We start from the raw sequence: 8,720 nt of genomic DNA, 5'->3' as shown, positions 1-8,720 counted from the left end.
GGGCCTTCGATCCCACTGCCCACCTGCCACCCCGCCGTCCGGGAGCGGTGGCGCCACCGCTCCCGGACCGGTTCGGACCTAGACCCCCGAGGTGTTCCGGATCCAGGTGCGGTTCGCCGAGATGGCGGTGTGCGTCGAGCTGTCCACCTTGTTGCCCGCGATGTGCACGCCGACCTGCTTGCCGTCGACGAAGACCGGCCCGCCCGAGTCGCCGCCGTTGGTCAACCCGTTGCCCCGGCGGGCCTTGATCAGTCCACTCCCGACACTGGTCACCGTCATCCGGGCGACCTTGAGGTAACGCTGCAGATCGCCGTCTTCGTTGTAGCCCCAGCCATAAACGTATTCGGTGTCGCCGACGGCGACGGAGGTGCCGAGGGACGCGTACGTCGTGGTCACCGAGCGGTCCAGTTTCAACAGTGCGATGTCGGCGCCGCTGGACGGGGTGTAGATGTCGGCCACCGCGGCGTACGTGCCGGCCTGGTGGTCGACGTTGCCCACCCGGACGGAGTATTCGGCGCCGGGTTCGTCGACGCAGTGCTCGGCGGTGAGGACCCAGCGGGCGCTGATGATCGACCCGGAGCACCACTGCTCGCCGTTCTGTTCGATCATGGCCGCCCACGGGCCGGACTGGGCGTATTCGCCGTCGATGATGGGGGCCGCGTCGGCGGCGGGCGCGACCGTCGTGAGCCCGGCCGCGCACAGCAGGGCGGTGAGGAGACCTCGGATGCGCATGGGTGCCTTCCAATGCAGGGGAATCAGGGAAAGGAACGGGAAAGCGACGGGTCACCCGTTTACGGCCACGGCGGATCACCAGGGATCGCCCGGCCGGATCCGATACCGGTTTTCCCATGCTAGGCAAGCGGATACGGCGGTTGATAGCGACTAAAGACGGGAGAAGGCGGCGCCGGGCGGCATGGGACCCGCGCTTTCGGCATCCGAGTGCCGGTGGCACCGATGTGCCACTTTGGTACCTACGCGGGTTCTGGCCGTTGGTGGTCCCATCCGGTCCGTGAGGGCCTCCTTACCTACCCTGAAGGTAGTGAAGGAGGCCCTCACAGACCGGGAACGCCTGCCCACCCGACGACATCGGTACGAACCGCCGCCGATCGCCTAGCGACGCCGGCGTTTCCGGGAAGGCTGCGGATCGAGCAGTTCCTCGGCGAGGAGGATGGCCCGGTCCGACAGCGTGACGGACAACCGCTCCACCGATTCGCCGATCCGGCCCGCTTCCCGGCGCACACCCTCGCCCACGGGCTTGCTGTGCCGATCGGCGAGGCCCGCGAGCCTGCTCCCCGAGACCAGGACCAGATCGGCGAGCCGTTCGCCCAGTTCGGTCAGCCGGTTCGCCGTCCGGCCCGCGCGGCGCGCCACGAGGTCTTCGGTCTCCCGTCGCAGCTCCCGGACGGCGGACCTCGACTCGGTCGTCGTCCCGGTGAGTGCGGACCTCAAGGTTTTCGTCACGTCCATCAGAGTTCGACCTCCACGCGGCTCGCCTGCATTGAGTGTACAGATGTGCACCGGATCTGTGGAATACGTAGCCGCTGTTTCTCTTGTGGTGTGGAAGGAAAGCGCGAGTCTCGGAGAACAAGTGTGCCGACCAACGGCCCATAGCCTCGCCGGTACGGCGCTGTCGCAAAATTTCTGAAACATGTCAACTTCTTGCATTTTGTCTCCGGGTTGTTGCATGCTCGTACGGCTCTGGCTCCCTCCCCGCCGTCTCAAAGAAGAGAAGACGCCATGACACGTATGCGCCTGTCCCGGATCGTCGCCGGTCTCCTGGTCACGGGGCTTTCCGTCGCCGGACTCTCCTTCGCCTCCGCCGCGAGCGGGCCACCACCCGATCCCGCCGCCCCACCCGGTCCGGCGGCGCTCGCCGAGGTCCCGTTGACCCGCACGGTGTCGGCGAGCAGCGCGCTGCCCGGCTATCCCGTCGCGAACGCCGTCGACGGAAACCGGGAGAGCTACTGGGAATCCGCCAACAACGCGTTCCCGCAATGGATCCAGGCCGACCTCGGGGCGGCCAAATCCCTGTCGCGGGTCGTGCTGAAACTGCCGTCCGGCTGGGAATCCCGCACCCAGACCCTGGCCGTGCGCGGGAGTACCGACGGCACGGCGTTCACCGACCTCGCCGCGCCGACCGGATACGCGTTCGCGCCCGGCGTCAACACCGTCACGATCCCGATGACCGCGTCGGCCCGCTACGTGCGGCTGCAGATCACCGCGAACACACGGTGGCCCGCCGCGCAGCTGTCGGAATTCGAGCTGTACGGACCGGACACCGGTGACACGCAGGCGCCGAGCGCACCCGCGAACCTCGCGCTGACCGAGCCCGCCGCCGGCCAGATCCGGCTGTCCTGGTCACCCTCGGCGGACAACGTCGGGGTCACCGGCTACACCGTCTACCGCGACGGCACGCCGGTCACGACGATCACCGGCACCACGTTCACCGAATCCCGGCCCACGGGGACACGGGTCGAGTACTTCGTGCGGGCCAAGGACGCGGCGGGCAACGAGTCCGGCGACAGCAACCACGTCGTGCGCTCCGGGACGAGCGCGGGCGCGAACCTGGCCGCGGGCAAACCGATCGAGGCCACCTCGGCGGTCCACTCGTTCGTCCCCGCCAACGCCAACGACAACAACACCGCCACTTACTGGGAGTCCGCCGCGGGCTATCCGAACTCGCTGACGGTGAAGCTCGGAGTCGACGCGGAGGTCGACTCGGTCGTGGTGAAGCTCAACCCGGACGCGATCTGGGGCGCGCGGACGCAGAACTTCGAGATCCTCGGCCGCGCACAGGGCGCCACCGCGTTCACCTCGCTTTCCGCGCGTGCCGATCACCGCTTCGACCCGGCCGGCAACCAGAACTCGGTGGTCGTGCCGGTCAGCGGACGCGCTTCGGACGTACGCCTGCAATTCTTCGCCAACTCCGGCGCTCCCGGCGGGCAGGTCGCGGAATTCCAGGTGATCGGCACTCCCGCGCCGAATCCGGACCTCGTCGTCACCGACACGACGTGGACGCCGTCGAATCCGACCGAGACCAGCAAACTCGCCGTCTCGGCGACGGTGAAGAACACCGGCACCGCGAACGCGGCGGCCACGACCGTGAACGTCAGCCTCGGCGGCACCGTCGTCGGCGAAGCGGCGGTCGGGGCACTCGCCGCCGGCGCGTCCACGACGGTGACCGTCGACGCGGGAACGCGTCCACAGGGCACATACACCGTGGCCGCGACCGCGGACCCGGCGGGAACGGTGGCCGAGCAGAACGAAACCAACAACACCTACACCTCGCCGACCCCGCTGGTCGTCGCGCAGGCGCCGGGGCCGGACCTCGAGGTCACCGGCATCACGTCGAACCCGCCCAATCCGGCGGCCGGTGCGGCGGTGTCCTTCACCGTCGCGGTGCACAACCGCGGCACGAGCGGCGCGGACGCTTCGGTGACGCGGCTGGCCGTCGGCGGCACCACGCTGACCGGCGCCACCGGCGCGATCGCGGCGGGTGCCACCGTGAACGTCGCGATCTCGGGCACCTGGACCGCCGCCGACGGTGGCGCGACCCTGACCGCGACGGCCGACGCGACCGGCACGGTCACGGAGACCAACGAGTCCAACAACACCCTCTCGCGGGCGATCGTCGTCGGTCGCGGCGCGGCCGTCCCGTACGTCGAGTACGAGGCGGAAGCCGCGCAGTACCAAGGACAACTGCTGGAAGCCGACCCGCTGCGCACCTTCGGCCACACGAACTTCGCGACCGAGTCCTCCGGCCGCAAATCCGTGCGGCTGGCGAACCAGGGCCAGTACGTCGAGTTCACGTCGGCGAACGAGGCGAACTCGATCGTCGTGCGCAACTCCATCCCGGACGCCCCCGGCGGCGGCGGGCAGGACGCGACCATCAGCCTCTACGTCAACGGGACGTTCGCGCAGAAGCTGACGCTGTCGTCGAAGCACAGCTGGCTTTACGGCAGCACCGACGACCCCGAAGGCCTGACCAACACCCCGCAGGCCAACGCGCGGCGCCTGTTCGACGAATCGCACGCGCTGCTGTCCCGGTCGTACCCGCCGGGAACGAAGTTCAAGCTGCAGCGGGACAGCGGTGACAACGCGGCGTTCTACATCGTGGATCTCATCGATCTGGAGCAGGTCGCCCCGGCGGCGGAGAAACCCGCGAACTGCACGTCGATCACGGAGTACGGCGCCGTGCCGAACGACGGGAACGACGACTCGGCCGCGATCCAGCGCGCGGTGACCGACGACCAGAACGGTGTGATCGCCTGTGTCTGGATCCCGGCTGGGCAGTGGCGGCAGGAGAAGAAGATCCTGACCGACGACCCGAACGTGCCCAACGGCGGCGGCCAGTACAACCAGGTCGGCATCTCCAACGTGACGATCCGGGGCGCGGGCATGTGGCATTCGCAGCTGTACTCGCTGATCGAGCCGCAGGACGCGGGCGGTATCAACCATCCGCACGAGGGCAACTTCGGGTTCGACATCGACAAGAACACGCAGATCTCCGACATCGCCATCTTCGGTTCCGGCCGGATCCGCGGCGGGGACGGCGGCGCGGAAGGCGGCGTCGGGCTCAACGGCCGGTTCGGCACCGGCACGAAGATCACGAACGTGTGGATCGAGCACGCCAACGTCGGCGCGTGGGTCGGCCGGGACTACAGCAACGTCCCGGCGCTCTGGGGCCCGGGTGACGGCCTCGAGTTCAGCGGTATGCGGATCCGGAACACCTACGCCGACGGCATCAACTTCACCAACGGCACGCGGAACTCGAAGGTGTTCAACTCGTCGTTCCGCACCACCGGTGACGACTCGCTAGCGGTGTGGGCGAACCAGTACGTGAAGGACCCTTCGCAGGACATCGCGCACGACAACGTGTTCGCCAACAACACGATCCAGCTTCCGTGGCGTGCCAACGGGATCGCGGTCTACGGCGGCTACGGCAACAAGATCGAGAACAACATCGTGCACGACACGATGAACTACCCGGGCATCATGCTGGCGACGGACCACGACCCGCTGCCGTTCTCCGGGGAGACCCTCATCGCGAACAACGCCCTGTACCGCTGCGGCGGCGTGTTCTGGGGCGAGCAGCAGGAGTTCGGCGCGATCACGTTCTTCGCGCAGGGCAAGGACATTCCCGGGGTCGTGCTGCGGGACACGGAGATCCACGACTCGACCTACGACGGTGTCCAGTTCAAGACGGGCGGCGGCGTCGTGACCGCGGCCCTCACCAACGTCAAGATCGACAAGTCGAACAACGGCGCGGGCATCCTCGCGATGAGCGGCGCCCGTGGCAGCGCGACCTTGACGAACGTGGCGATCAGCAACTCCGCGAACGGCGACATCGTCCGTGAGCCGGGGTCGCAGTTCGTGATCAACGGTGCTCCGGTGCCGGCGGTGGTCTCATCGGACCGCCGCGGCACACGGTAGGCGGAATCCGTGCCGGGGCCGGAGTGGGCGACCACTCCGGCCCCTTTCACGGCCGGGGGCTCAGCCCCGCCACGGCCAGCCGGAACAGCCGATCCGCCCGGGCGGCCGGATCCGGATGGTGCTCGGTGGCCAGGACGATGCCGACGATCAGCGTGATCAGATCCGCGACGGTGACTTCCGGCGGCACCGCGCCGTCCCGTGCGGCCCGTCGCAGGAGCGGTTCCCCGGCGTCCTCGATGGCGGTGGAACAGGAGTTCTCGTGTGTGGGTCCGTCGTACGAGAGCGCGGCCGCGAGGCCACGGGCGGAGACGCAGTAGACGACGACCTCGTCGAGCCAGGTCAGGAGCGCTTCCCGGCTGTCTGCTTCGCCGGTCAATTCGGCGGCGCGGGCGCACAACGCGGCGATCCGGTTCGCGGAGACCGCCTCCAGCAGCGCCCGGCGGGTGGGGAAGTGGCGGCGCACGGTCGCCGAGCCGACGTTGGCGGTGCGGGCGATCTGCTCCAGCGAAGCACCGGAGCCGTGTGCCGCGACTTCTTCCTCGGCCACCGCGAGGATACGCGCGTAGTTCCGCCGCGCGTCGGCGCGCCGACCGTCAGACATGGCTTCACCTCGGTGTTTGCATAAGTGGCGGGGCCCGCCATATTGTAGCGGACGATAAGTGGCGGGCCCCGCCACTTAGTCGATCCGAAGGAGCCGTCATGTCCGCAGCACCCGTTCTGGTCACCGGCGCCACCGGCAGGCAGGGTGGGGCGACCGCCCGCGCCCTGCTCGCGGCCGGCGTCCCCGTCCGCGCCCTCGTCCGCGACCCGGCCAGGGCGAAAGCGGTCGAAGCGCTCGGTGCGGAACTCGTCGTCGGCGATCTTCACGACGTCGACTCCGTGATCCGCGCGGCCAAGGGGGCTCGCGCCGTCTTCTCGGTGCAGATGCCCGGCGTGAACGAGGACGGTTTCGATTTCGCCGGCGAGGTGACCCAAGGCGTCAATCTCATCGAGGGTGCGAAGGCGGCCGGGGTCCCGCAGTTCGTGCACACTTCCGTTTCCGGAGCCGGTCAGCACGTCGAGGCGGACGGCTGGGCCGAAGGCCGCTGGGCCTCGATGGAGCCGACGCTGGGCGCCAAGGCGGCGATCCAGGACCGCCTCCGCGAGGCGGGCTTCCCGCGGTGGACACTGCTCAAGCCGGGCTTCTTCATGGAGAACTTCCTGCCCGACATGAAATTCCTGTTCCCGCGCGGGGTGGACGGCGGCCTGGTGAGCGTCATCAAGCCTTCGACGGCCCTTTCGCTGGCCGCCGTCGACGACATCGGCGCCGCCGCCGCGGCGGCCATCGCCGAACCGGAGCGGTTCGCCGGGGTCGAACTCGAACTCGCGAGCGACTTCCTGACGATGGCCGAGATCGCCGCCGTCCTGTCCGATGTGCTGGGGACGAGCCTGACCGCCCCGGACATGACCGTCGAGCAGGCGATCGCCGCCGGGATGCCGCCGATGGGTGCCTCGCACGAGTGGCTGAACGTGATCGGCCAGCCGGGACGTCCGGAGTTCGCGCGGGACCTCGGCATCCCGCTCACGGGCTTCGGCGACTGGGCGCGGAAACACCTTGCGTGCGGCGTTTGACAAAGCGGAACACTGCTCCGTATGTTTGTGGAACAGTGTTCCGCTTAGCGCGGTGCCCCATCGCAAAGGAAACCCATCATGAGCACGCCAGTGATCTCGATCGCCCCGGTGGAGCTGTCCACGCCGGACCGGGCCGTGGACCTGCGGCTGCGGATCTCCGTGCCGGCGAGCGGGAACGAGCTGCCGATCATCCTGCTGTCACACGGACAGGGGCCGTCGAACCATCTCTCGTCGATGCACGGCTACGCCCCGCTCGTGAACCACTGGGCGGCGCACGGGTTCGCCGTCGTCCAGCCGACCCATCTGAGCTCACGGACGCTGACCCTGCCGCCCGGCGACCCGGAGGCACCGCTGTACCAGCGATCCAGGGCCGAGGACATGATCCGGATCCTCGACCGGCTCGACGAGATCGAGGACGCCGTCCCGCTGCTACGGGGCAGGCTGGACCGGGGGAGGGTCGCGGTGGCCGGGCATTCGATGGGCGGGCACACCGCGAGCCTTCTGCTGGGTGCGCGGTACACCGATCCCCGCACTGGTGAGGAAGTGCGCCTCGCCGAGCCTCGGATCTCCGCCGGAGTCCTGCTCGCCGCACCCGGCCGCGGCGGCGACGCGGTCACGGAGTTCGCGGCCGAGAACTATCCTTTCTTCCTCAGCACGGACTTCTCCGCGATGACGACCCCCGCGCTCGTCGTCGCCGGGGACAAGGACGACTCCGGGCACCTGACGGTCCGGGGGCCGGAATGGCACACCGACCCGTACTTCCTTTCGCCGGGACCGAAAACGCTGTTGACCCTGTTCGGCGCCGAGCACGGGCTCGGCGGGGTGTCCGGTTACGACGTCGCCGAGACGACGGACGAGAACCCGGAACGGGTGGCCGCGGTGGGGCGCCTCACCTGTGCGTATCTCCGCGCCGAGCTCTACCCGGGCGACACCGCCTGGAAGGAGGCTTGCGAGGAGCTGGCGGGGGCGGCGGATCCGCTGGGCCGCGTCGAGTCGAAGTAGTTCAGCACACGGGGATCTCCGCCCACACCGTCTTGAACCCCGCGCCGGTGTCCACGCCCCATTCGGTGCTGATCGCCTCGACCAGCGCCAGCCCTCGACCGCGGGGGCTCGTCGGGTCGTCCTTGGTCACGCGGCGCGGCCGCAGCCGCGGACGGCGGTCGTCGACCTCGACGCGGACGACGTCCCGGCCCGAGGGGACGGAGACCCTGAGCTCGGCGACGCCGTCCGCGTGTTCGTGCGCGTTGGTGACCAGTTCGGTGGTCAGCAGCTCGGTGTCCGCGACGGTGGCGCGTCCGACCTCGCTCAGCTTGTCCCGCAGCCAAGCCCGGACCTCTCCCAGGGGCGGGGCGATGCCGGTGGGGAATTCGTATGCCTGTCTTGTTCTCGTGATACCCACGCGTTCTCCTTAGCGGGTTTCCCAGCTGTGCCAAGAGCATGGGCGCAGGCTTGGGGTACCCAAGGAGCGCGGGGTTCACACGTGGGCGGTCGCGGTGACCCTGATCTCAGCCCGCATCTCCGGCCGCCGATCTCGGTCCGGATCGGCTGACTTGCGGGCTCATTCCGGTGTGAAGCGGCGTGGTGGGGGGGACACCAAAGGCAAAGGGGAGTGTGTGGGAGTGGGGTTGGGGAAGGCCGGGGGGGCGGCCCGCCCGCCGGCGGCGCGGGGTTTGGGA

Annotated in this window: 7 protein-coding genes; 3 read left to right on the top strand and 4 right to left on the bottom strand. The window is 69.2% G+C overall.

All coding sequences use genetic code 11. The features are described 5' to 3' along the window. Positions 1-78 precede the first annotated feature (78 nt). Complete coding sequence (locus ACFWIW_RS36210) at positions 79-732, bottom strand: S1 family peptidase (protein ID WP_378372598.1); 654 nt, start codon at positions 730-732, stop codon at positions 79-81. Between the two features lie 378 nt (positions 733-1,110). Then, positions 1,111-1,467, bottom strand: coding sequence for a hypothetical protein (locus ACFWIW_RS36205; protein WP_378372597.1), 357 nt, complete (start codon positions 1,465-1,467; stop codon positions 1,111-1,113). Positions 1,468-1,737: 270 nt separating this feature from the next. On the opposite strand from ACFWIW_RS36205, the gene ACFWIW_RS36200 reads away from it, so the two are divergent. Beyond that, entirely contained in the window at positions 1,738-5,433 is a 3,696-nt protein-coding gene (locus ACFWIW_RS36200) for a CARDB domain-containing protein (protein ID WP_378372596.1), read from the top strand. A 46-nt stretch (positions 5,434-5,479) separates the two neighbouring features. Here ACFWIW_RS36200 and ACFWIW_RS36195 read toward each other — a convergent pair whose 3' ends face one another. Further along, positions 5,480-6,034 (bottom strand): TetR/AcrR family transcriptional regulator, encoded by a 555-nt coding sequence (locus tag ACFWIW_RS36195; RefSeq protein ID WP_378372595.1) that lies wholly within the window; start codon positions 6,032-6,034, stop codon positions 5,480-5,482. 98 nt (positions 6,035-6,132) lie between these two features. On the opposite strand from ACFWIW_RS36195, the gene ACFWIW_RS36190 reads away from it, so the two are divergent. Both ACFWIW_RS36190 and ACFWIW_RS36185 read left to right on the top strand, forming a co-directional pair. Beyond that, on the top strand, positions 6,133-7,044 hold the full coding sequence (locus ACFWIW_RS36190; RefSeq protein ID WP_378372594.1) for an NmrA family NAD(P)-binding protein: 912 nt from the start codon (positions 6,133-6,135) through the stop codon (positions 7,042-7,044). Between the two features lie 78 nt (positions 7,045-7,122). Beyond that, positions 7,123-8,046, top strand: a complete 924-nt coding sequence (locus ACFWIW_RS36185; protein WP_378372593.1) for an alpha/beta hydrolase family protein — start codon at positions 7,123-7,125, stop codon at positions 8,044-8,046. 1 nt (position 8,047) lies between these two features. Here ACFWIW_RS36185 and ACFWIW_RS36180 read toward each other — a convergent pair whose 3' ends face one another. Next, a complete protein-coding gene (locus ACFWIW_RS36180) occupies positions 8,048-8,443 on the bottom strand; it encodes an ATP-binding protein (protein ID WP_378372592.1) in 396 nt (131 codons plus the stop codon). Positions 8,444-8,720: the final 277 nt, after the last annotated feature.

Source organism: Amycolatopsis sp. NPDC058340, from assembly GCF_042723975.1.
In the GTDB taxonomy this organism is placed as follows: domain Bacteria; phylum Actinomycetota; class Actinomycetes; order Mycobacteriales; family Pseudonocardiaceae; genus Amycolatopsis.
This window is presented reverse-complemented; position numbering and strand designations above follow the sequence as displayed.